Annotated in this window: 15 protein-coding genes; 6 read left to right on the top strand and 9 right to left on the bottom strand. The window is 42.0% G+C overall.

Annotated elements, in window-relative coordinates:
* Positions 1-17: 17 nt before the first annotated feature.
* Together lpxA and H0262_RS06440 are read left to right on the top strand one after the other, a co-directional pair.
* Positions 18-797, top strand: a complete 780-nt coding sequence (gene lpxA / locus H0262_RS06445) for an acyl-ACP--UDP-N-acetylglucosamine O-acyltransferase (RefSeq protein ID WP_181210130.1) — start codon at positions 18-20, stop codon at positions 795-797.
* 307 nt (positions 798-1,104) lie between these two features.
* Positions 1,105-2,457 carry a sodium-dependent transporter gene (locus tag H0262_RS06440; RefSeq protein ID WP_181210129.1) on the top strand — a complete coding sequence of 451 codons (1,353 nt, stop codon included), beginning with the start codon at positions 1,105-1,107 and terminating at the stop codon, positions 2,455-2,457.
* Positions 2,458-2,589: 132 nt separating this feature from the next.
* On the opposite strand, the gene tgt is transcribed toward H0262_RS06440, so the two are convergent.
* Positions 2,590-3,741 (bottom strand): tRNA guanosine(34) transglycosylase Tgt, encoded by a 1,152-nt coding sequence (gene tgt / locus H0262_RS06435; RefSeq protein ID WP_020443802.1) that lies wholly within the window; start codon positions 3,739-3,741, stop codon positions 2,590-2,592.
* Positions 3,742-3,958: 217 nt separating this feature from the next.
* On the opposite strand from tgt, the gene H0262_RS06430 reads away from it, so the two are divergent.
* Positions 3,959-4,621 carry a heme-binding protein gene (locus tag H0262_RS06430; RefSeq protein WP_181210128.1) on the top strand — a complete coding sequence of 221 codons (663 nt, stop codon included), beginning with the start codon at positions 3,959-3,961 and terminating at the stop codon, positions 4,619-4,621.
* A gap of 58 nt (positions 4,622-4,679) precedes the next feature.
* On the opposite strand, the gene asd is transcribed toward H0262_RS06430, so the two are convergent.
* Positions 4,680-5,813 (bottom strand): aspartate-semialdehyde dehydrogenase, encoded by a 1,134-nt coding sequence (gene asd, locus H0262_RS06425; RefSeq protein WP_181210127.1) that lies wholly within the window; start codon positions 5,811-5,813, stop codon positions 4,680-4,682.
* A 492-nt stretch (positions 5,814-6,305) separates the two neighbouring features.
* Between asd and H0262_RS06420 the strand changes: the two genes are divergently transcribed.
* Complete coding sequence (locus tag H0262_RS06420) at positions 6,306-7,427, top strand: endonuclease/exonuclease/phosphatase family protein (RefSeq protein WP_181210126.1); 1,122 nt, start codon at positions 6,306-6,308, stop codon at positions 7,425-7,427.
* Between the two features lie 490 nt (positions 7,428-7,917).
* On the opposite strand, the gene H0262_RS06415 is transcribed toward H0262_RS06420, so the two are convergent.
* Both H0262_RS06415 and H0262_RS06410 read right to left on the bottom strand, forming a co-directional pair.
* Positions 7,918-9,315: a peptidylprolyl isomerase gene (locus H0262_RS06415; protein WP_020443797.1), complete on the bottom strand. Its 1,398-nt coding sequence runs from the start codon at positions 9,313-9,315 to the stop codon at positions 7,918-7,920.
* A 177-nt stretch (positions 9,316-9,492) separates the two neighbouring features.
* Positions 9,493-12,489 carry an LPS assembly protein LptD gene (locus tag H0262_RS06410; protein ID WP_181210125.1) on the bottom strand — a complete coding sequence of 999 codons (2,997 nt, stop codon included), beginning with the start codon at positions 12,487-12,489 and terminating at the stop codon, positions 9,493-9,495.
* Positions 12,490-12,806: 317 nt separating this feature from the next.
* Here H0262_RS06410 and H0262_RS06405 point away from each other — a divergent pair, with 317 nt between their 5' ends.
* On the top strand, positions 12,807-13,946 hold the full coding sequence (locus H0262_RS06405; protein WP_181210124.1) for a phosphotransferase: 1,140 nt from the start codon (positions 12,807-12,809) through the stop codon (positions 13,944-13,946).
* An 84-nt stretch (positions 13,947-14,030) separates the two neighbouring features.
* A complete protein-coding gene (murU, locus tag H0262_RS06400; protein ID WP_181210123.1) occupies positions 14,031-14,759 on the top strand; it encodes an N-acetylmuramate alpha-1-phosphate uridylyltransferase MurU in 729 nt (242 codons plus the stop codon).
* Between the two features lie 107 nt (positions 14,760-14,866).
* Here the strand turns inward: murU and H0262_RS13285 are convergent, their stop codons facing one another.
* From H0262_RS13285 to H0262_RS06380, 5 genes are all read right to left on the bottom strand, one after another.
* The gene (locus tag H0262_RS13285; protein WP_020443792.1) at positions 14,867-14,983 is read right to left on the bottom strand and encodes a hypothetical protein; all 117 of its coding nucleotides are present in this window, start codon (positions 14,981-14,983) and stop codon (positions 14,867-14,869) included.
* A 62-nt stretch (positions 14,984-15,045) separates the two neighbouring features.
* Positions 15,046-16,062, bottom strand: coding sequence for a cytochrome d ubiquinol oxidase subunit II (gene cydB / locus H0262_RS06395; RefSeq protein WP_181210122.1), 1,017 nt, complete (start codon positions 16,060-16,062; stop codon positions 15,046-15,048).
* Positions 16,062-17,555, bottom strand: a complete 1,494-nt coding sequence (locus H0262_RS06390) for a cytochrome ubiquinol oxidase subunit I (RefSeq protein ID WP_181210121.1) — start codon at positions 17,553-17,555, stop codon at positions 16,062-16,064. Before H0262_RS06390 ends, cydB begins: the two co-directional genes overlap by 1 nt.
* Positions 17,556-18,057: 502 nt before the next feature.
* Positions 18,058-20,667 carry a triacylglycerol lipase gene (locus H0262_RS06385; protein WP_181210120.1) on the bottom strand — a complete coding sequence of 870 codons (2,610 nt, stop codon included), beginning with the start codon at positions 20,665-20,667 and terminating at the stop codon, positions 18,058-18,060.
* A gap of 383 nt (positions 20,668-21,050) precedes the next feature.
* Positions 21,051-22,202: a hypothetical protein gene (locus tag H0262_RS06380; protein ID WP_181210119.1), complete on the bottom strand. Its 1,152-nt coding sequence runs from the start codon at positions 22,200-22,202 to the stop codon at positions 21,051-21,053.
* Positions 22,203-22,264: the final 62 nt, after the last annotated feature.

Below are 22,264 nucleotides of genomic sequence, written 5' to 3'. Positions count from 1 at the left end.
ATACAAAGGCCTCTATTATGAGTCAGATCCATCCCACAGCACTCATCTCACCGTCTGCTACGATTGATAAAACCGCAACCATTGGCCCTTACTGTATTGTCGGTGATGAGGTTACGATTGGTGCACATACTGTATTGCATCGCCACGTGGTTGTCACTAGATTGACTCGTATCGGTGAATACAATCAGTTTTATCAATTTTCGAGCATTGGCGAAGACCCGCAAGACCTCAAATATGCGGGTGAGCGTACTTGGCTTGAGATTGGCGATCATAATACCATTCGAGAAGCCTGTAGCTTGCACCGTGGTACTGAGCAAGATGGTGGATTGACAAAAATTGGCAGCCATAACTTGCTCATGGTTAACACTCATGTGGCTCATGATTGCTTAATTGGCGACCATAATGTATTGGCTAATAATGTCGGCGTCGCAGGTCACGTTACCATTGGCAATCATATTATTGTCGGTGGTAACTCAGGCATTCATCAGTTTTGTACAATTGATGATTATAGTTTGGTTGGTGGTGCAACGTTAGTCTTAAAAGATGTAGCGGCGTTTACCATGGTTTCAGGTAATCCTGCTAAAGCACATGGTCTTAATATTGAAGGTATGCGCCGTAAAGGCTGGTCTAAAGATAGCATCGACGTGCTGCGTCAAGCTTATCGTGTGGTATTCAGATCTGGTTTAACGACAGGGCAAGCACTTGAAGTATTGAAACAAGATCTGTTGCCAAAAGAGTCAAAAATCGAATTTTTAATTGATTCGCTACAGAAAAGTCGCCGCGGAGTCGTGCGCTAAATTCTGTTTTAATACATCGGTAGCTCATTTTAAATAGTTTTTACCATCAAAACTAAATGTTATAAATAGTAATCATAAATATAAAAAGCCATAACTATTAGTTATGGCTTTTTATATTTATGATTACTTGACTTTTTTAGTTGCTTAGCAGAAACTGAGCCTCTACAACAATGTAAACAATTCTTTCTTAATGTTGCTGGATGCATCACATTGATGCATAGAGTAAATAGTCAAATATTATGGACAGCTATTTATAATAATCAAGGATGATTATAAGCAATATTAATTGAAGTATGAGGAAGGAAAAATGGCTAGTAATAAACAAGATCATGCGCAGTGGAGCTCAAGTTTTGGCTTCGTACTTGCAGCAGTAGGCTCGGCAGTCGGCTTAGGAAATATTTGGAAATTCCCTTATATGGTAGGTGAGAGCGGTGGTTCAGCTTTTGTTATTGCCTATTTGTTCTGTATTGCTTTGGTTGGTTTTCCAGTATTGGTCGCTGAGTGGCTCATTGGTCGCCGTGGTCAAAAGAATCCTATTAATACCTTTAAAGATGTTGCTGTTAGTGAAGGTAAGTCAAGTAGCTGGGGTATTGTCGGCGCAACCGGTATCTTAGGTGGTTTTTTAATTCTCTCTTTTTATAGTGTCATCGGTGGCTGGGCGCTGAACTATATCACTAAAGTTGGCACGGGCAGTTTTGCCGGTCAAAACAGTGACTCTGTCGCTGCAACCTTTGATGGAATGCTAGCATCAGCAGGTACGCTAACGATTTGGCATACGGTATTTATGATCATTACCGCACTTATCGTCGGTATTGGTGTGACACGCGGTATTGAAAACGCGGCTAAAATCATGATGCCATTACTGGGTGTGATTTTATTTATCATCGTTGGTTATAACGTGATAAATGGTGGTTTTGGTGAAGCGGTTAATTACTTGTTTGCACCTGATTTGAGCAAGTTGACCGTTGATGTAATGCTAGCGGCATTGGGTCATGCTTTCTTTACCCTATCTATTGGTATGGGCATCATGGTGGCTTATGGTTCATACTTAGGTCGTGAAGTGAACTTACTAAAAACAGCTCGTACGGTTGTTATTTTAGATACAGTTATTGCCTTAGCAGCTGGTTTGGCCATTTTCCCAATCATCTTTAGCAATGGTCTTGATCCTGCATCAGGTCCTGGTTTGATTTTTGTCAGTCTACCGATTGCTTTTGGTAGTATGGCTGGTGGTACGATTATTGGTACTTTGTTCTTCTTATTGATTACCTTTGCTGCTGTGACATCGTCGATATCATTGTTAGAGCCAAGTGTCGAGTTCTTAGAAGAGCGTACATCGATGAACCGTACGATGTCTACCATTACTGCAAGTACTGTGATTTGGCTATTGGGTATCGCTGCGCTATTGTCGTTTAACCTATGGAGCGACTTTACTATCATGGGCAACGGCATCTTTGATGCACTAGACAAACTTACCAGTAAGTTCTTATTACCGCTAACCGGTCTTGCAGGCATTATCTTCTTTGCTTGGAGAATGGACCAACGTAGCATTCAGCAAGAGCTTAATTTATCAAACGGTACTTGGCAGATTTGGCAAATCGTTACTAAATTTATAGCGCCAATCGCGGTCATCGTGGTATTTGTGGCTGCATTGGTAGGCTAATCATCTATTCTTGATATGTATCCTGTTGATAGTTAGCTTGTTAAAATTTAGTGAACAAAAAAGGCTTAAGATTAATCTTAAGCCTTTTCTGTATTTTATATCCGAATAGCTAACGTCAAATTACCATTACTATTAACGCAAATTCAGCTCTGGCACCGTCTGTCCGCGTTTGCTATAAAATTCATTCACGAACTCATCAAATTTATCTTGTTCGATGGCATCTCTGATATTTTGCATCAAACGTTGATAGTAACGCAAGTTATGAATCGTCGCTAACTGCGCGCCAAGCATCTCTTTGCATTTATTCAAATGCGATAAATAAGCACGACTAAAATTCTGGCAAGTATAGCAATCGCATTCAGGGTCTAATGGACCTTCATCGGTACGGTATTGGCTGTTGCGTATACGTACCACGCCCGCATTGTCGGCGTCGCCTGTGACAAAATAATGACCATTACGCGCATTCCGGGTTGGCATGACACAATCGAACATATCGACACCGCGGCGTACTCCTTCAACGAGGTCTTCAGGCTTACCGACACCCATCAGATAGCGCGGCTTATCGGCAGGCATGTCATCTGCGATATAATCTAGGACGTCTATCATCTCTTCTTTTGGCTCGCCAACAGACAAACCGCCAATGGCATAGCCATCAAAGCCAATTTCAAGCAAGCCTTCTAGTGATTGCTTGCGTAAATCAGCGTACATACTGCCTTGAATAATGCCAAATAACGCATTGGTACTGCCAAGCTTTTTATGCTCATCAACGCAGCGTTGTCCCCAACGTAGTGACAACTCTAAAGACTTTTTAGCTTCATCGTGAGTAGCAGGATAGGGCGTACACTCATCAAACTGCATCACGATATCTGAGTTCAAGCTATATTGAATCTGCATCGATTTTTCTGGTGATAAAAAGACTTTAGCACCATCGATAGGTGATTTAAAAGTCACACCTTCTTCAGTGATCTTACGCATCGCGCCAAGACTGAATACCTGAAATCCGCCAGAGTCAGTCAAAATAGGCTTATCCCAATGCATGAATTTATGTAAGCCACCGAATTTATCAATAATATCGGTACCAGGGCGTAACCATAAATGAAAAGTATTGCCCAAGATGATATCTGCGCCAATTGCTTCGATATCACGTGGTAGCATGCCTTTAACGGTACCGTAAGTACCTACTGGCATAAAGGCTGGCGTTTGTACATCGCCATGATTGAGGTGGACTGTACCACGGCGTGCGCGAGTGACACCACTGGCTGTTTTATGTAAGACAAATTGCATAAGGTAACCGCTATATGAGCTATGAAAATGGCGCTAATTATAGCATTGTTAGGCTTTTTTTGGTTATTGATGTTTATTTAGCTTAGATTTCATGGGGTGTTTTAGTCGACTATAACTAAAAGCTACAGACATCGTGATCAAGTCATTGTTAAAGTAGAAAACAGACCAAAACCCAAATATTAATACCTTATATGCTTTTGGACAATGGAGATAAGTCATGACCAAAAGAAATTACTTAAAGAGCAGCTTATTGTTAAGTAGCTTATTATCGATATCAGGAGCAGCTATGGCTACCGAAGAGCCGAAATATACTGTCTTGTCGCAAACTGAAAATTTTGAATTGCGTCGTTATAATGAGCAGTTGGTAGCGCAAACTTGGGTTTCTGGTGATCAAAATATGGCCAGTCGTGCAGGGTTTAAAGTGTTAGCAGATTATATATTTGGTAACAATACTGCGCCAAGTGGCGAGAGTAGCAAAATCAGCATGACTGCCCCTGTGACGATGCAATCTGAAAATAAAAATAGCAGTGATGAGTCGCAAAAAATAGCCATGACAGCGCCAGTGAGTATGCAACAAAACGATGGAAAATGGCGTGTGCAATTTACCATGCCAAGCCAATACACGCTGCAAACGCTACCAAAACCAAATAATTCAAATATTGAAATTGTGAAAGTACCCGCTAAGAATTATGGTGTTATTAAGTTTTCAGGGCTTGCTGGCAGTGAAAAGGTGGCTGCGAAAACGGCAGAATTGCAGTCTTGGATGCAGGCGCAAAAATTAAGGATGTCAGGTGAACCTGAATTGGCACGTTACAATCCACCATGGACACTGCCATTTATGCGCCGCAATGAAATAATGATCGCTTATCAGCAAAAATAACTCATAAAAAAAGACAGCAAGAGCTGTCTTTTTTATATCTAAATTCGGAATATCGGGTTTAGCTGTTTTGCTCGCGAATGATATTGAGCATACGGCGTAATGGCTCAGCCGCGCCCCATAACAGTTGGTCACCAACGGTAAATGCACCTAGATACTCAGGACCCATATTAAGCTTACGCAGGCGACCTAATGCGACAGTCAAAGTGCCCGTCACTGCAACAGGAGTTAAACGGTTCATAGTGGCTTCTTTATTGTCTTCAACCACATCTAACCATTCATTACCGCTATTCTTCAGTGCCGCTTCGATCTCTTCTAATGGAATGTCTTTTTTGAGCTTAATCGTTAAGCCTTGTGCATGACAGCGCATCGCCCCAACGCGAACACACATACCATCGATAGCAATCTTATCTGCTTCAGAGTTGCCAAGGATCTTATTGGTTTCAACACCACCTTTCCACTCTTCACGAGACTGCTTGTTCTCTAATTGTGAGTCGATATAAGGAATCAAGCTACCGGCTAATGGCACGCCAAAGTATTGTTTAGGAAAATCGTCTGAGCGTTGAGTCTGAGCGATTTTTTTATCAATCTCAAGAATGGCGCTAGCAGGATTGGCAAGCTCATCTTTAACAGCATCACGTAATACACCCATGCCTTCAATAAGCTCACGCATGTTGTTAGCGCCTGAACCACTAGCGGCTTGATAAGTCATGGCGCTGACCCATTCGACCCAACCTTTATTAAACAGCTCACCAATTGCCATCAGCATCAGTGACACAGTACAGTTGCCACCGATAAAGTCTTTTTTACCCTCAGCGAGTGCATTATCGATAACAACTCGATTAACCGGATCAAGAATGATGATGCTGTCATCTTCCATGCGTAAGGTGCTTGCCGCATCAATCCAGTAGCCAGTCCAACCACTATCCCGCAGTGGTTGATGTACTTTTGAGGTATAGTCGCCACCTTGGCAGGTAATGATCACATCACAAGCGGTAAGGGCGTCAATATCATGAGCATCTTGTAGTTGGCTGGTCTTAATACCATCAAAACTTGGCGCATCACCGCCTGCATTACTGGTTGAAAAGAATACTGGCGTAATACCGTCAAAATCTTTTTCTTCCATCATACGTTGTAACAATACTGACCCGACCATACCGCGCCAGCCTACCAAACCTACTGTTAAATCACTCATCAAACTCAATCCTTTTTTACAATAAATTGTTGCATCGCCAACCAATAACAATGCCGTGAATAGCTCCAAAAAGCAAGGTTTTTTGATAGGTTTCGCGGGTTTTACTAGCACTATTAACTATGATAGTTATAACTTTGAGTTATGGTCATTCTTCTAGCTCTGCTAATGAATTAGAAATGATATTCATCATAAGTGAAATATAGACTTTGATAACGGAACAAGCACAGACGTAAGCCTGATCTTTGTAATGTTTTATAGTATCTATTAGGTAATTAGTGTTCAATAGTAGGCGCAGGTTGTCTGGAATGCTAAAGTAAGCCCTTATATATAATGCTTACCTTAAGCACTTTTCGGTTTTATGTTTTTTATTTAAATATTTCTACATGCATTTTATTAAGAGAATTTATCGTTTAGCTATTATAGACGCTAAGCCATAATAATAACGAACATAATCAATGGTGTAACTGTTGATTTGATAAATGGTCGATACACATGATGGATTTCTCCTTTCTATATTACGGTGCGCAAGGACTGGCAGGGCTCGTCGCATTTATCACTATTTGGGGATGGCTACCACTTGATAATTGGTGGGTACGCGGTGTGGATTTCCCTCGTATTCAAATCATGATACTTGGTATCATTGCTTGGCTTGGCATGGTCATATTTGGACCTCAGTGGCAGCTAGAACAATGGCTGTTGTTTGCGGCTTTGAGTATTACGTTAGCCTTTCAGCTCAGAATGGTATTGCCCTATACTCTGCTATGGAAGAAAGAAGTACAAAATGCCAAAGATAAACCGAATGTTGAGGAATATCAGTTAAAAATCATGGTTTCAAATGTGTTGACCACCAATGATGATACTTATAAATTGGTTGAGTTGGTACAACAGAAACAACCTGATATCTTAATTACTTTAGAAAGTGATGAAAAATGGGAAAAAGCGCTTAATCAAGTTGAGTCTGATTACCCTTATACAGTAAAAGTGCCTTTAGATAATTTATATGGTATGCATCTTTATTCTAAGCTTGAGCTGATAGACCCTGAGATTAAATATTTAATCATTGATGATATACCTTCTATTCACACTCAGATACAGTTGCAAGGTGGGCGCGTCATTTGGCTTTATTGCTTGCATCCTATGCCCCCCAGTCCAACAGAAGCTGATAAATCTACGACCCGTGATGCTGAGCTATTGATGGTTGGTAAGCATATTAAAGACAATAAGCAAACGGCCATATTGGCAGGTGATCTTAATGACGTTGCTTGGTCACAGACCACACGTCGTTTTCAACGTATTTCAGGGCTACTAGATCCCCGTATTGGGCGACATTTTATCAATACTTTTCATGTTAACTATCCGTTTTTACGTTGGGCATTGGATCATCTTTTCCATAGTGCTTGCTTCACAGTGATTGATATTGAACGTTTACCTTCGATTGGCTCTGACCATTTTCCTGTGATGACAACGTTGCAATATGAGCCAGAAGAGGAGAGTAATCAAAAAGGAAATGCTCCTACAGCACAAGCAGCCGACTTTAAAGAGGCGGAAAATAAGATCGAAGCAGGCAAAAAAGAAGGTTGCAAGGTGTCTAAAGAGCATGAAGAATCGGAATAGAAGTGAGATTCAGAAGAATCCTAGTAAGCAAAGGATACCTACTAGCTAAACAATTCAGACGTAAGCAAATGCTTACGTTAAATAAGGTCTTTAGCCTCTAGTCGCTGCACATCAATTGTCTTAGAATACATCCATCAACACAAGGATACGCAAGGATGTAGTGTTGAGACAGTATCAATAATAGGACAGGACAGCCCACTGTCTCATGGATTACTGTTTATGACTTAGGATGAGTCAACACGGAAGAGATAACAATAATAATATGAAAAACCATAGCCCCGAACCAATCGCCCTAGGTTCGGGGCTTTTCTTTGTGTATAAGATATTGATTTATATATTTTTACTCGTCTTTTTTATGCTTGAGCATTTATGTATCTGCTATTATTTTCAATTAAATAACAAATCAAAAGGCATATAAAAAAGGATATACGCACTGGCATATATCCTTTTTTATAAAATACTTTGACTGGTTATTTAGTTCACTTGATCATTAACCAAGCACTTGGATATAAGCGCCAGCACGTAGCTCTTGTAGCCAGTCTTCTTTGGCTTGTGGTGCTAGGCGTTGATATAGAGCTTGACGTGCCATAGTACGACGATACTCATCGCTGACATCTTGTTGACGCTTACCTTCAACTTTGAGTATGTGCCAACCAAATTGCGTTTTAAACGGGGCAGAATAGTCACCGACAGCTGTGTTTTTCATCATTGCTTCAAACGGAGCAATCATCTGATCTTCACCAACCCAATCTAAATCGCCACCACGCCCTGCTGAACCAGGATCGTCTGAATACGTTGACGCTAGACTATCAAAAGCAGCACCATTACGTAGCTGACTATATAGGTCGTTAATTTTTTGCTCAGCAAGAGCATCTGTTTGTAGCTCATCAACTTTAACCAAGATATGACGAGTATTCCACTGAGGAACAAGCATGGTATCACTGGCTTTTTTATTAGCAAGCTTAATGATATCGATACCTTCAGGGGTGACTAAAGGCGCACTCACAGCGCCAACCTCAAGTTTGGTAATCTCGCTCGATAGCTCAGTTGGGAGGGCAGCGGCTTTATGAAAGCCCATATCACCACCTTGTAATGGGATAGGGTAGCTGCCTTGACTGGCTGCAATCGCTTCAGCGACATTGACATTTGGCACAAGAAGGCGTGTACGTAACTTTTGCGCCACTTTTAAGGCGTCATTACGCTGTGCTTCTGATAGGCGACTATAGTCATCCATATATGGAACACGGACATGGACTGTCTGATACTCACTTTGGTTCAAGCGTTTGGCTTCAGGTGATGCCAAAAATGCATCAATATCCTGCTCGCTAATACGCACACGATTGGTGATTTGACGCTGTTGTAAGGCTTGAATAGCGGCATCTTCAATCAACTGCGCGCGCAAAGTCGCATAGCTGCCCGATTGCGCTGAGTCTAAACGCTGTTGTAAAGCGGCGATGCTATTTAAACCTTCTGCTTTTGCTATTTGTTCTAAGCGCTTATTGATAGACGCTTCATCGGGATTTAAACCAACACGTTTGATCAAGGACAGCTGTAGTTCGCGCAAAATAAGCGCGTTTAATACTTCTGACTGTAACTGTGCTGAATTGGCAATAGGTTCACCCGCAGCTTTTGCACGTGCCTGTGTCTGAGCAATGGCAGCAATGAGATCACTTTTTAAAATCGCATTTTCATTCACCAATGCAATGATGCCATCTGTACTATTGGCAGGCGTTAAACGAGCCACGTTGTTTTTTTGAGTCGTCGTCGCTTGCGCTTTTGCAGAGTTCACCGTTGCTGCTTGGGCACTAACGCTCATACCAAGAGCAGTCATTAAGCCCATCGATAGGAATACTGCTTGGCTTGTCTGGCGTAAAGAAAAAAATCTCATGATGCTCCTCATCAATGTCATTGCATCGGATGGTAATCGGTTAAATCCACTCGCCACTATTTTAGCATCAAATAATGTTAATACTAAAATAGTGGCTAGGGTTGTTTGTAATAGAATGCAAACCAGTTTATACCATACATACTAGGCTATAAATTAGGCTTGTTTCTTATCATGTTATTAGTCTTTCCATGCATTTTGAACAGGTTCAAAACCTAATACTTTATCAGCAAGTAAGCGTGTCAGACGGCTACTACCACTGCCAAGACCACTTAATCTTACTTCTGCCATAATCGCTTGTGTGGGTTTTTCAGCAATATTCAAGTCATTATAATAACGACGACCATAAACCGCAAAGCCAAAACAGCAATCTTCATAATCGATCCCAATCAATGAATCGAGCATTTGGTTGCGATTATAGTCGTATTGACCTTGAGCCAGTACACGCCAGTTATTATTGATTGGGAAAACTGCTGACGCTGTCAATGCAGACAGTGGTAACTGGTTGGTATTTTCATCACGTTGACGTTTGATAAAGCCTACATTAAATAAGCTTCTATCAGATGGCTGGTAACGTAACTCAGTAGTAATATAATTTAAATCGTAGCTATTGGTCAGCGCGCCACTCACATCGACCCAGACATTATTATAAGGCTGTGTGCTGGTATCCCAAACTAGCCCTGAAGAGGATGAGGTAAAGACAGGTTTTGTATTATCAAGCGTAACGCGTCCATCATCGAGATAAAATTGTTCACCAATGCTACCATCAAAACGTGTCACGCCCGTTGCATCGATGTAACGATAGTTAATACCTGGGGTAAAAGCATGTAAATCTTGTAAGCGATCATGCCCTAAAAACCAGCTGTCTGAGAATAACTGCTCATAGTTAATAGAGGCAATACGAGTATTAAAGTTTGGAATATCGTTTTGGTCTTTATAAGGCGAGTAAGTATATTTCAGGCGCGGGCTAAGTAAACGATAACCACCTAACGTGTCATCAAATGCGCCAAACGGTGAGCCGGCTTGATAAAAATGTAAACCTGCATCAATACTGGCTTGCGGGACAAACACTGACTGGCTGCCATCATCTTTATCCAGTGAATTGTCAACTAAGCTATCTTCATCATAAGTGGTAAACAGATGTTGTAAGCTTAGCTTTGGCTTGATATAACCCCATGAGTTCTCCATAGGATAAGATGCACTGAGTTTATTATAAAAACGTGTGCCACTTTTTTCATTCTCAGAGCTATCATCGATAGATTTTTTAAAATAAGCGGAGTCACTGACGCCAGTGATATCAAAATGCTTTGCCCAAGGTAGACGGTAATCAAGTTTGAGCTGCGGTAGGCGCGAGTAAGGCTTGTCTTTATCTTGCAACATCTGCCCATTGTTATTCAACGCATCAAGTGTTTGGAAGGTTTCTACTTTTAGCTCGCCGTCGACATAGTCGTTATAATAATTCAGTTGCGCTCGTCGCGGCAAGTTTAAGGTGTTATCTGATAAACCTAGCGTATCAAAATCATTAAGGTAGTCGGCATCAGATACGTAGCTGTATTTGGCTTCACCGCTCAGGCGTGGGATGCTGGTAGATGACCAATAATGATCATAGAACAAACTGCGGCGGTCTTCGCCATCGTATTCTTTGTCATTAGGCAAGTAGGAACCATTAAAGATACCCTCGCCATAATTTTCTGTTAAATAACGAAACTCTCCAGATAGCATAGGATTACGAGTGGTATAAATATGCGTGCTTAGCGTGGCATCATAGTTAGGGGCTAGGTTGAAATAGTAAGGCACATCAATTTCAAGTCCGTTTTCGCTACTGATACTTGCATTAGGCAATAAAAACCCACTACCGCGTCGACTGTCTATCGGAAAGTTAAAATAGGGCAGATAAAATACGGGCACATCAGCAATACGGAAGGTGGTATTGTAAGCTTCACCGCGTCCTGTCTCAGTGTCTAAATCTATGCTTTTGGCATCAAATTGCCACTTACGATTGGTCGGAGGGCAGGTGCTATACATGACCTCATCCAATTCATATTGGCTCTCATTCGGTCGGTTTAAGCGCTTGGCATAACCATGTGCTTGTAGCTCAACACTGGCAAAGGCAACATTTGTAGCAGTAGATTGCCCTGTTTCAGTATTATAATTCAAATTGTCAGCGACACCAATGAGACCACCTTGTGTTGCTTTATCAGTAAGGCTAGTTTTACCATTTTGCTGAGTGCGGTCTTGTGCACCATTTACAGAGACATTGCCAGTAGCTTGGTCAGTAAACATCACTTTACCTTGCGCCGCTGCCACCCCGTTGCTTAAGTCCAATACGATTTTTTCAGCCTCAATATGCTGAGTCCCTTGGTCAATGATGACATTACCTGATAGTTCGGCATAATCGACATTATCATAGTAGCCATAATCTGACTCTGCAAATAGTGGCGCTTGATTGTTAGGCAGACCATTTAAATTGGGTGCTGGTTGACCATTACTGGCGCCTGCTTCATTAATAGCCCGTTGATAGTTAGGGTTTTTCTTAGGATAAACCCATTGTCCTTCACAGCGCGCCGCACTATCGACTGTATGTGACAGCAAGCGCAGATTGCTACCTACGGTTGGGATATTAGTCGTTACAGGCGTCAAACTGTTTTGAATATTATTTTGTTCGTCGGTTACGCTAGTGCCTGTAGTATTGTTTGATGTTGCAACATTCGTATCTGGCGTCAGCTCATAAAATTCTGCTAAACGTTTAAGGCTTTCTTGAATACTCTCATCATTGGTATCAATTCGACGATTACCAGCTTTTGCTGCGTTGCTTGTATTTACTGGGGCAACGCGGCTATCTTGGCTCGTCTTGGTACGATCGTTAATCGCAGTGATATTATTGTTATTTACAGCCGCGTCATTACCTAGAGTAGCATCACTACTCAAACTGGCTTTTTTATAGGCTGCTGATTGCTGACTGTCGCTTTGGTAGCTGATGTCTTGATTGTTGATTTCATTATTAAAACCAGCATCAGTTGCTACGTCATCGGCATACTGGTTTGAGCTATCAGTCACCAATGGCTCAGGCATCATCGAGTCAGTCTGATTGATAGCGGCGCTAACGGTCAAGCTCGATAAGCCCAGCGCGCCAAATAAAATCAAACGGATGCTTTGGTAAAGCGGAGAATATAACAAGGGCACACCTATGATTTGTAGAGCCTATTGGATTGCAATATATCGTCCATCAAGTCTGTTTTAGACAGCTACAGGGCTTTATAAACGAATAATAAATAATATAATCTTAAAAGTTGGGACGTTTTACATATAATGACGACTAATCATAGTCAAAAAAAACCAAATCAGCTACACTATTTATCAAATTATCAAAGTTTATTAGATAGCCATGCTATTTTTAAGACAACAGCGACTGTGCAATAAGCGCTCACTATTTTAGCAAGTATTTGTCCTACTTATCACTCATTTAGTCATTTACGACTTATATTTAACCTGCGATGCTTTTTATGACCGAAAAAACTATTACCGACGAACGAATATTGGAACTTGCGATACCTGCCATTAATACGCGCCAAGAGTCATTAGAGTGCTGGTTAAAGCAAGTGTTCGAGAATCAAACCTTTACCCTTGAGAGCTTACCTGGTGATGCCAGTGCTCGCCGTTATCACCGTATTCAGCTAGTAGCTGGTGGTACAGATGATACGACAAAAATAGCGCGTTATATTGTCATGGATTCGGCTGATGAGCAAGACGCGATGCAGCAGTTTATTAATGTGGCAAAGCTCATGTCGCAAGCCATCAATGTGCCGACGCTGATCGCGCAAGATGTGACAAAAGGCTTTTTGGTCTTGCAAGATTTTGGCGCGGTAGAGTTCGCTCATTTATTGGTTGGTGCTACGCCTGCGCAAGTAAATGACTACTATAAATTAGCGATGCAGACACTAGTTGCGTTGCAACAGATACCGGTAGAGACAGCAAAATCTCAGCATCAATTGCCTGATTATGATGCTGCAATGCTAACCCGTGAAATGGACTTATTTAGCGACTGGTTTATTCCGCATATTGGCGTGACACTTGATACGTCATTATGGGAAAACCTAAAATCAGCCTTGATAGAAGAGATTCTATTACAACCGCAAGTCATCGTCCATCGTGATTATCATAGCCGCAATTTGATGCAGGATCAGGCAGATAACACGCGATTAGGGGTGATTGACTTCCAAGATGCGGTGATTGGCGCGCATAGCTATGACTTGGTATCATTGCTACGTGATGCCTATGTCGAATGGTCGGAAGCACAAGTAACGCAATGGATTTATGATTTTTGGCAATTGCAAAAACAAGCAGGACTGGCAACAGCAGACAGTGCTCAGCAACTTGAAAGTCAGGTCAATATCATGGGCGTACAGCGGCACCTAAAAGTGCTTGGTATTTTTATCCGGCTTTATGAGCGCGATGGTAAAAGTCGTTATTTAGCGGATATTCCTAAAGTCATGCGTGATTTTCTTTTTGAATTAGAATGGCTAAGTACAAAAGGCAGTGCGCGTCTGCAACAAGTCGTTTTGCCATTTAATCAATGGATAATGGATACAGTATTGCCTGCTTATCAAACCAAATTTGTGCAGCAATATATTTAACGCTCATATATTTAATGTCAATGTATTCAAAGCTATTGATCATCAGTCGCCTCGTATAAATTTCGCCAAGAATAAGGATTATCTATGTCGGTAATAACGCAAGCCATGATTTTGGCAGCCGGTAAGGGTACGCGCCTGCGTCCATTAACCTTAGAGACACCAAAGCCGTTAGTGGAAGTAGGTGGGCAGCCACTTATTATTTGGCATATTAAAGCGCTACAAGCTGCTGGTATTACTGATATTACGATTAATGCCTCTTGGCTGGCTGATAAGTTGATGGACACGCTTGGCGATGGCACGCAGTTTGGTGTACAGTTGCATTGGTCACTTGAAGCTGACGCGCCATTAGAGACAGCAGGTGGTATTTTTAAAGCGCTACAAACTGGAAAGTTAAAAAATGAACCATTTATCTTAGTCAACTCTGACGTATGGACGACGTTTGATTTTAGTCAGTTGGTCACGTATGAGCTAAGCGCAGATCAGCGCGCCCATTTATTGTTGATTGATAATCCTGAGCATAATGAGGGTGGCGACTTTGCTATTAATAATGGTTTGGCAAGCGAACAGGCCATTGGTGAAGCCGATAAATATACTTTTGCTGGCATCAGTGTTGTGTCGCCACGACTGGTTGATGGCTTGGTATCAGGTCAATCTGCCGCCCTTGGACCATTACTTAGACAAGCAATGATAAAATTCCAAGTAACGGCTGAGATCATGCCTGATAATTGGATAGATGTTGGTACGCCTGAACGCCTAGAGCAGGTAAATACCTTTATAGAGAATAAAGGTGTAAGCGAACATTGCGGTGCTTAATTTATAATATCCAGTAGTAATAGGCTATAAAAAACCGCAGCGCTAATCATTGATTAGGGCTGCGGTTTTTTATGAATAGCGAATGAGATAACTATTTATATTATACGTTATACGCCCATTGCCAATTTAATCAGCTGGGCAATGGTAAAAATCGTCAGAAAACCTGCGATATATAAACCAATAAACCATGCCCACTGAGATTGTTTTTTACTAAGATTTTTCATGATATTCTCCTAAACAGTGTTCTCCTGAAAACTATAGGATATAGAATACTGCTCAATAGCTATTAATACATGTGCTCGTGATCCGTTTTACCTTTAAAAGTATAGTAGGCAAACGCGGTATAGCTCAAAATAATGGGTAGCATAATGCCAGCACCAATAAGCATAAATGATAATGAAGTATCTGCTGCTGCTGCCTCATAAATGGTCATTTGATACGGCACGATGTAAGGGAAAATCGCAAAACAAACACCGATATAACCCATCAAAAATAGCACGACAGTCAATAAGAACGGACGATATTCACGCTCTGAGGTCAAGTCTTTACGCATAAAGAAAAATAACGCCAAGACGATAATCGGCATCGGTGCAAGGTACAATAACCCTGGGAAACTAAACCAACCTTCAAGCGCATCAATGTCTGAGAAATACATAAAGGCAGTCACGACAATCATTGCGATTACCAATGCTGATAGCATCCAACCAGAAACTTTACGCGCCCAAACTTGCAGCTTATGCTCAGTCTTAATAATCAACCACGTCGAGCCAAGCAGCGCGTAACCGATAATCAGAGCGATACCGCAGACCACAGAGAATGGCGTGAGCCAATCAAAAGGGCCGCCGGTATATAAACGATTACTTGCCTCTAATCCTTGTACCAACGCGCCAAGCATAATCCCTTGGAAGAAGGTAGCAACCACAGAGCCGATAAAGAAAAAAGTATCCCATACATAGCGATGTGAAGTTGCTTTAAAACGGAACTCAAATGCTACGCCGCGCATAATCAAACCGAACAGCATAAAGGTCACCGGCAGATAAAGCCCTGTCATAATAATGCCATAGGCGACTGGGAAGGCGGCAAATAAACCACCACCGCCCAATACTAGCCATGTCTCATTACCATCCCAAAAAGGGGCAATAGAGTTCATCATGCGGCTACGGTTTTTGTCCGAGCCTGCAAACGGGAATAAAATACCGCAGCCCAAATCAAAACCATCAAGTAGCACATAAACGAAGACGGATAGGGCGATCAAGCCACCCCAAATGAGAGGTAAATCTAATACGTCACCAAAGTTAAACATTAGCGTAATCCTCCATCTTCGACATCATCAGCAGGCTGATCCAAATCTTCTACTTTCTCACTGGCATTGCTATCGCCGCTTAACGTGCGGCCTTGACCTTCAGTGATAGAGTGCTCATAGAAGTTATCATCAGCAGGGTCTTCATACGGCTGTGGACCCTTTGCGATCAAGCGTAAAATATAAAAGCTGCCTGCGCCAAACACAAAGACATATAGCACGATAAAGCCAATCAGCGTCGTTGCCACTTGTTGTGCCGCAACCGGAGACATGCTTTCTGCCGTTCGAATGACGCCGTAAACTGTCCACGGCTGACGTCCGGTTTCAGTGACGAACCAACCAGCAAGTAGGGCGATAAAACCCATCGGCGTCATCATCATCCATAAGCGGTGGAACCAGATACTATCAGAATTAAATTGCTGCTTTTTAAAGTACTTATACAGACTAAATAGTCCCACCAATACCATGAGCATACCGATGGCAACCATGATACGAAACGCCCAAAAGACAACGGGAACGAATGGACGATCTTCTGGTGCCCAGTTTTTGAGCCCTTTCACTTCTTTATCAAATGAGTGGGTTAAAATTAAACCGGACACATAAGGTATTTTAACTTCATAGTGATTCTTTTCCGCTTTTTGGTCTGGAATACCAAATAATACCAGCGGCGCACCGCGCTCATTTTCCCAGAGCCCTTCCATTGCTGCGACTTTCACAGGCTGGTGCTCTAGCGTATTAAGCCCATGCATATCGCCAATCAGTACTTGTGCTGGGGCAACAAAAATCGCCATCACCATCGCCATACCGAGCATGACACGACCATGTTTGCGATGTTCGACATGTTTTTTGGATTGTAGATAATATGCACCGATGCCGCCGATAACAAAGGCCGTCGTCAAGAAAGCTGCGGTCATCATATGGGCATAGCGATAGGGGAAGGAGGGGTTAAAAATGATTTCTAACCAGTTGGTGGGATATAGTAGACCATCTGCGCCAACTATAAAGCCTTGTGGCGTCTGCATAAAGCTGTTAGCAGCCAAAATCCAGAACCCTGATATCAGCGTACCGATAGCGACAATTGCCGTTGAGGCAAGGTGCATACGTTTACTGACACGACCCCAGCCAAAGAGCATAATCCCTAAGAATGATGCTTCTAAGAAAAAGGCGGTCAATACTTCATAAGCAAGCAAGGGACCCAGCACGTTACCCGCTTTATCGGAAAAAACTGCCCAGTTGGTGCCGAATTGGTAGGACATTACCACGCCTGACACGACACCCATGCCGAATACCACGGCAAATATTTTTACCCAGTGTTTGTAGACTTCGGCATAGATAGGCTCACCAGTTTTTAACCAGCGAAACTCTAAAACGGTCAAGAAGCTGGCAAGTCCGATTGAAAAAGCTGGAAAAACAATGTGCCATGAAATAACAAAAGCGAACTGGATACGCGCAAGCATCAGCGCATCAAGCTGGTCAATCATAAATGTAGCGAACATAAGCGGTTACCCTTATATTGTAGCTGAATAGCGCTTGCTTCCATGTTACGCTGAAATCATTGTTCGTAGCTGTCCGTCGATACGGATGTCAGTAGGATAAGAAGTGTTACGAACAATAGTCAATGTAAACTGGCTATCGTTGTCATTTAGACAACACCTTATCTATGATAATTTAAGCACTACTATTTAGTTAAAGTAAATAATTTATGTCCTTATAAACTATAAGATATGTCTCTTATGGCATTATTAAAATATTTTCTATTTCAGCATTATGCGCCTGAGTCTGCTTACGCGCAAGTTGCTATCCAGCCATATCACGCACCTATTGGTCATAAATGATTAACAATGTAATATAGTGTTTTTCAAGCTATGGCTATTGTTTAAGTAAGGTTATCAATAGATACAGAACAGTAATATAAAACAATACCTTTTAATAATATTTTTTGGCTATCTATTGTAAAAAATCTACTGTGAAAATAACCAACCTGTCATTCAATTTGAGCTATTGCTGTAATTGTTTATGCAATATACGTCGCAAAGTCAGAATGGTTTGTGGATTTTCTTGGATACTATGACCGCCATTGATCACAGTCTCAGACGCTGCACCATCAAGATGCGCACTGGTATAGGGTACGATACCATCTGACAGACGCTCAGTTAATGCTTGGCTAATCTCTTCATTGACGATAACAGCAGCAACCAGTGCTTCAGGTGGCAAGGTATCTGTCTTAGTAGTCGCATCTTTTGCAGTCTCTCCATCAACTACAGCAGCTGAAACGTTTAAATTATCTGAGTTTTCTACATTGCTGGTACTACTGGTATCGACAGTCTCAATTACGCTATCGTCATCTTCTATGACTGCTTGTGACAAATCAAGTTTGACGCCTTCCGGTTGCATTGCAGCCAGACCTCTTGTGATATCAGAATCGTTATTGGCAATAATCGAATGATAAGTAACACGTTTGTTGATGCTAATGTCTTTGGTTAATTGAATAAAGGAGGATTTGTCACTCAATTGACTGGCACCATTTTGCAGGTATAACGCCCCTAAAGGGTTATTCGCCAAGTCGCCTTTTATAGCAATGGTTGCCAAATTGTCCGTAACGGTTTTTACTAAGCCCACCGGCAAATAAATAATGCGGCGTAACGCACGGGTAAACCAGCGATCGGCATAGTCAGTACCTTGGAATGGTGAAGATAAAAAGACTGCCGTATCAACTTGCGGTAGCGCCTTTAATTCAAAACGGTTGCGTAGCTCTTTATTGGTAAGTGCTTGCTTGAGCATGGCGTCAACCTGACGCTGGCTGCTGTTGGCTAATAAACTGTTATCGTCTAATGCATCCAGATTATTCGCCAAATTATCATCAGATAACATCATGCGAGCAATGATGCCGCCCATGCTATGGCTAATAATGACGCTGTTCTTACTGGCAAGATTTTCCCCTGCAGGGTCTGTTTGCTGATAAGTGGCAGTGATTAATTTTTGGATTTGATAGCGATTTTCTAAAATAGGCAGATTGGTCGGATAAAAGATTTGCCATACCTGATAGTTATTACGTAATTTATCATCATTAAAAATATCGTTGGTCAAATTGACCCACGTTGCCGGACTTGATGCCAGACCATGCAGCATGATAATCACACGTTTATTAGGGTCGTAGGGCTCAAGCATAAAAAGTTTGGGTAAACTGGCTTCTTTTTGACGGGTAATAAGGTTTAGATAGCCGACACCATCGAGCTGATTTTCTGCTAACCAGAGTCCATAACCGGCAGAGAAGTTGGCGGCCAGTGGATAGTCATCGCCTAAGATAGAGGCGCTCTCGCTGCGGTAAGGGTTATATAAATGGATATCTAGCTGCTCACTACTTAGGGTGTCGAGTACGCTAGTGCCCGTAGGTTTAATCAGTCCTGTCATCAATAGATGCCCAGTAGGATAAATGCGTGAGCTGGCATCTTCTTCTTGAGCAATTTTTGCAGCGTTGCTTGCGCTATTGTTGCCAAGTCTGCCATTAGCAGCTTCTTGACCGATTTGACCTGAGAGCGAAGAGAGTAATAATTGACGAATAGTGGTGGTATAGCGATCGTCCAATGACGCCACCAAACTGATACCTAAACCTGGTCGCTTGCTAATAGAGTTTAGCCCCGACAAGCGCAGCTCATAAGTTGACACTAAGTCTGCTAGCGCAGAATTTTTCTCATTGGCATTTTTAAGATAGTTGTTTTCATTTGGCAAATACACGTTTAAATGATAGTTGTCTACTTGCACCTTCATTACTTTGACTTGATCGGTTGGCTGTCCTTTGACGAGTGAACTATTGGCAATGGCTGCATTGACGGCAAGCTCACTACTATCAAGCCTGCTGGTATTAGCGCTCGTGGCAAGATGCTCTACTTTTACATTGCGCATCAATTGGTTCATGTCGCCTGTTGATTGATAAAGCTGAGTAATAACATCGTTGCTCGCGGCATTATAGATATCTTGAGTTTGGATATCGATATCGCTTGGGATACGATTTTTTGCCCGCCCGCCACTTACTTTTTCATCGGCTCCTTCAAAATCATGCTCTAGACTGTCATAGAATAAGTAGGTATAGCTGGATTTGATGGCATCAAAGAGACGCTCTTGATAGTCAATTAAACATATCTCGGTTTTGCTCTGCTGCGCTTTAGCTTCAGCATCATCCAAAGGTGCATTGGCATAATAGGGATCAAGTGGCGGACGGGCAAGCGCATTGCTACAGCTTTTTGAGGTAGCGAGTTGGCGCGCTTTTGCATAGTGTAACTCTGAAAAGGCGGCCAGTGCTGGGCGATAGTGCCTATTAAGCATGCTATCAGCAAGCTGTGTTAAGCAAAGCTCAAACTGCTGCATACAGGCTTGCTCATTGAGCCCTGCTGATAATAATAATGATGCGGTATCACTACTGAGCTTGTTATCAGTGACAATATTACCTCGCTGCGCCGAAATCGTCTTGGCAGAGGCCTGTCTATTGACAGAGACCGTGCTACAGGCAGGTAATATTGCCATAGCTGATAGCAGTGCCAATACAGCTAAAGGCATCTTATTTTTATGAGTGGCTTTTGGCGCATTATTGACAGGGTCGGCGAAAATCATAGGTAATTCCAGTGAATAATGGACAGGCATGTATTATCAAATAGCAATTATATTAGGATGAGTGTAGCGGAAGTTTGGTGCTTCGACTATCGTATTTATCGCCTTATATTCAAATTTTGCTAAATTTATTGGCTACGAAGCTGGAGAAAACAGCACTACTGAAAAGATAGAATAATAAAGAAGGATAGCGCTTCAAATAAAAGTGAATGTAAGAGCGTGATGACACTTTATTTGACATTTATAATGTGCGTTTATATTGGGTGCAAAAAAGCGCCTTAGTTCTATATTGTTAATTTCTCAATATAAAAAAAGGCGCTAGATTGCTGTTTTTTAACTAGTATTGATAACGTATTTGTCATACATCATCTTTATAAGGTTTTGATTTACATATTTGGTTTTATATTTGATGCTGGTATATCCCAAATATAAAACTTACCGTCTTCGATTAGCTTGATTTGCTGACGGATAACCGTATTGTCTGGGACTTTCTGCTCTAAACGACGCAAACGCTCTAACGCTTTTTCACGGCGATCACTCAAGACATCCGATTGTGCCAAGCTTTGCTCTGCTTCGGTATAACCTAAGCTAACCGCTTGATCAAGATACTTTTGACCTTCTTTAAAACCACCGCCTTCTGAAAGCATCATGCCATATATAAAGTTGGCTTCGCCGCTATCCGGTTTGATTTTGATGGCACGGTCAATATACTGCCCACCACGTACCGTATATTCTGACCCTAAGTCTAAGTTACGTCCCATACCATTTAGCTTAGCAGCACGCAGTAACACATCGTAAGAAGCCTTAGGCGATTTGGCATAAGGCTCAATCCAGTCAGTTAGTACTTTGATTTTTTCACGAGCGTAATGACGCTGGGTGCGGTTAGGGAAGTTTGGTGGATAATGGCGTGCATAGGGTGATGTGTCTTTAATAAAATCATCGAGTAGACTGACATCCAATTTGTCTGTACCAAGACCGGTTTGCTGCGCTATCAAGATAGTAGGTACAAAACTGATATCTGATAGCTGTACTTGTGGTGTTGGGATGTTTGACAGCTGACCGCCACGCAAATCGATACCCGTTGCAACCATCGGTCCACGCTCATAAACCCGTGTCGTCCCTGTAAGCTCAGTATTCTGATTGGTTTGGATGGCTTGATTTTGGATAGTATTTTGAGGCGCACGAGTGGGAGTGGGCTGTGTATTGTTTATTTGAGTATTAGTAACTTGGGCACTGCTTTGTTGATTAGCGTTGATATTTGCTTGAGCACTCACTTGTGCTGCAGTACTTGTTGCCACTTCTGGTTGAACAGTGATTGCTGCCTGAGCACTGACAGCTGCATTAGGTCTAGCAAGACGAATCACTCGTTTGCTTGAGTCAATAGCGCTCGGTACAGAAGTAGTTGCAGTCGCTGAAGCATCAACTTCGGCAGCATTCACAGGCGCAGATAGCATCATGGCACAAGCGGCGGCCAATGCGGTTAAAGTCGCAAACTTAGGCGATTTTTGAGAGTGGGTCGGTTGACTGATGGCGTTCATAAAGATAGTTACCTTATTTAATCGTTGTTTTGTCTATTTGGTCGTTATTGATAAATCCATTG

The organism is Psychrobacter sp. D2 (assembly GCF_013608135.1).
In the GTDB taxonomy this organism is placed as follows: domain Bacteria; phylum Pseudomonadota; class Gammaproteobacteria; order Pseudomonadales; family Moraxellaceae; genus Psychrobacter; species Psychrobacter cryohalolentis.
This window is presented reverse-complemented; position numbering and strand designations above follow the sequence as displayed.

What these genes read in the sequence shown, in the direction of transcription:
- H0262_RS06385 (WP_181210120.1), bottom strand. Translation starts at nt 20,667, where the DNA reads ATGATTTTCGCCGACCCTGTCAATAATGCGCCAAAAGCCACTCATAAA.
- H0262_RS13285 (WP_020443792.1), bottom strand. Translation starts at nt 14,983, where the DNA reads ATGAAAAATCTTAGTAAAAAACAATCTCAGTGGGCATGGTTTATTGGT.
- H0262_RS06405 (WP_181210124.1), top strand. Translation starts at nt 12,807, where the DNA reads ATGCTTTTTATGACCGAAAAAACTATTACCGACGAACGAATATTGGAA.
- H0262_RS06420 (WP_181210126.1), top strand. Translation starts at nt 6,306, where the DNA reads ATGATGGATTTCTCCTTTCTATATTACGGTGCGCAAGGACTGGCAGGG.
- H0262_RS06390 (WP_181210121.1), bottom strand. Translation starts at nt 17,555, where the DNA reads ATGTTCGCTACATTTATGATTGACCAGCTTGATGCGCTGATGCTTGCG.
- tgt (WP_020443802.1), bottom strand. Translation starts at nt 3,741, where the DNA reads ATGCAATTTGTCTTACATAAAACAGCCAGTGGTGTCACTCGCGCACGC.
- asd (WP_181210127.1), bottom strand. Translation starts at nt 5,813, where the DNA reads ATGAGTGATTTAACAGTAGGTTTGGTAGGCTGGCGCGGTATGGTCGGG.
- murU (WP_181210123.1), top strand. Translation starts at nt 14,031, where the DNA reads ATGTCGGTAATAACGCAAGCCATGATTTTGGCAGCCGGTAAGGGTACG.
- H0262_RS06380 (WP_181210119.1), bottom strand. Translation starts at nt 22,202, where the DNA reads ATGAACGCCATCAGTCAACCGACCCACTCTCAAAAATCGCCTAAGTTT.
- lpxA (WP_181210130.1), top strand. Translation starts at nt 18, where the DNA reads ATGAGTCAGATCCATCCCACAGCACTCATCTCACCGTCTGCTACGATT.
- cydB (WP_181210122.1), bottom strand. Translation starts at nt 16,062, where the DNA reads ATGTTTAACTTTGGTGACGTATTAGATTTACCTCTCATTTGGGGTGGC.
- H0262_RS06415 (WP_020443797.1), bottom strand. Translation starts at nt 9,315, where the DNA reads ATGAGATTTTTTTCTTTACGCCAGACAAGCCAAGCAGTATTCCTATCG.
- H0262_RS06440 (WP_181210129.1), top strand. Translation starts at nt 1,105, where the DNA reads ATGGCTAGTAATAAACAAGATCATGCGCAGTGGAGCTCAAGTTTTGGC.
- H0262_RS06430 (WP_181210128.1), top strand. Translation starts at nt 3,959, where the DNA reads ATGACCAAAAGAAATTACTTAAAGAGCAGCTTATTGTTAAGTAGCTTA.